The 1,381-nt window shown below is 64.1% G+C and carries 1 protein-coding gene; it reads left to right on the top strand.

Going from position 1 to position 1,381, the window contains the following annotated elements; all coding sequences use genetic code 11:
- Nucleotides 1–88 precede the first annotated feature (88 nt).
- On the top strand, nucleotides 89–1,339 hold the full coding sequence (locus tag AC25YV_RS12780; RefSeq protein WP_488124237.1) for an IS256 family transposase: 1,251 nt from the start codon (nucleotides 89–91) through the stop codon (nucleotides 1,337–1,339).
- Nucleotides 1,340–1,381: the final 42 nt, after the last annotated feature.

Genomic DNA, 1,381 nt, shown 5'->3' with positions numbered 1-1,381 from the left:
GGGACTGTCTGAATAACGGTGTGTGGGGTCCGGTCTGATCCGAGAGGAGATGGCCGTGGCTGACACGACCGAGATGTTGGACGACGCGATGATTGATCCCGTGACCGGGGAGATCATCGATCAGAAGGACCTCGCGGAGCGATTGCTCGCGCAGGCTAAGGAACAGGGTGTGAGTTTGACGGGCCCGGGAGGGCTGCTGAACCAACTCACCAAGAGCGTGCTCGAGTCCGCGTTGAACGCGGAGTTGACCGAGCACCTCGGCCACGATCACGGCGGGATACCGGCGGCCGCGAACATGCGTAACGGGACACGGATCAAGACGGTGTTGACCGAGATCGGTCCGGTGGAGATCGAGGTCCCCAGGGACCGGGATGGTTCGTTCGAGCCGGTGATCGTGCCCAAGCGGAAACGTCGCCTGGAGGGGGTCGATCAGATCGTGCTGTCCCTCTCATCTCGCGGCTTGACGACGGGTGAGATCGCGGCGCATTTCGACGAGGTCTATGGCGCGAAGGTATCCAGAGACACCATCAGCCGGATCACGGAGAAGGTCGCCGGCGAGCTCGCGGAGTGGTCCTCGCGTCCGCTGGACGCGCTCTACCCGGTGATCTTCGTCGACGCGATCGTGGTGAAGGTCCGTGACGGGCAGGTGCGGAACACCCCGTTCTACGTGGTCATGGGCGTCACGACGGCCGGGGAACGGGAGATCCTGGGGATCTGGGCCGGTGATGGCGGCGAGGGCGCGAGGTTCTGGCTGCAGGTGTTCACCGAGCTGAAGAACCGTGGCGTCGAGGACGTCCTCATCGCCGTCTGCGACGGGCTGAAAGGACTCCCCGAAGCGATCAACACGACGTGGGAGCAGACGGTCGTGCAGCAGTGCATCGTGCACCTCATCCGCAACAGCTTCCGTTACGCCGGCCGGCAGCACCGCGACGCGATCGTGAAGGCGCTCAAGCCGGTCTACACGGCCCCGTCGGAGCAGGCCGCGAAGGACAGGTTCGACGAGTTCGCTACGGAATGGGGTGGGCGCTACCCGGCGATCGTTCAGCTCTGGAAGAACAGCTGGGCGGAGTTCGTGCCGTTCCTCGAATACGACGTTGAGATACGCCGGGTGATCTGCACGACCAATGCGATCGAGTCGATCAACGCGAGATACCGGCGCGCGGTCCGGGCGCGCGGACACTTCCCGAACGAGCAAGCCGCGCTGAAGTGTCTCTACCTCGTGACACGGTCGCTTGACCCCACCGGCGGCGGCAGGGCACGCTGGGTGATCAGGTGGAAACCAGCCCTGAACGCGTTCGCGATCACCTTCGCGGGCCGGTTCGAGAGAACCACCTACTAATGAAAACCGCCGGACCCCACACACCGTTTATCGGACAGTCCC

The sequence above is a fragment of the Microbacterium sp. Y832 genome (assembly GCF_057669765.1).
This window is presented reverse-complemented; position numbering and strand designations above follow the sequence as displayed.

Excerpts from the sequence above, each read along its gene's own strand:
- AC25YV_RS12780 (WP_488124237.1), top strand. The coding sequence starts at position 89 with ATGATTGATCCCGTGACCGGGGAGATCATCGATCAGAAGGACCTCGCG.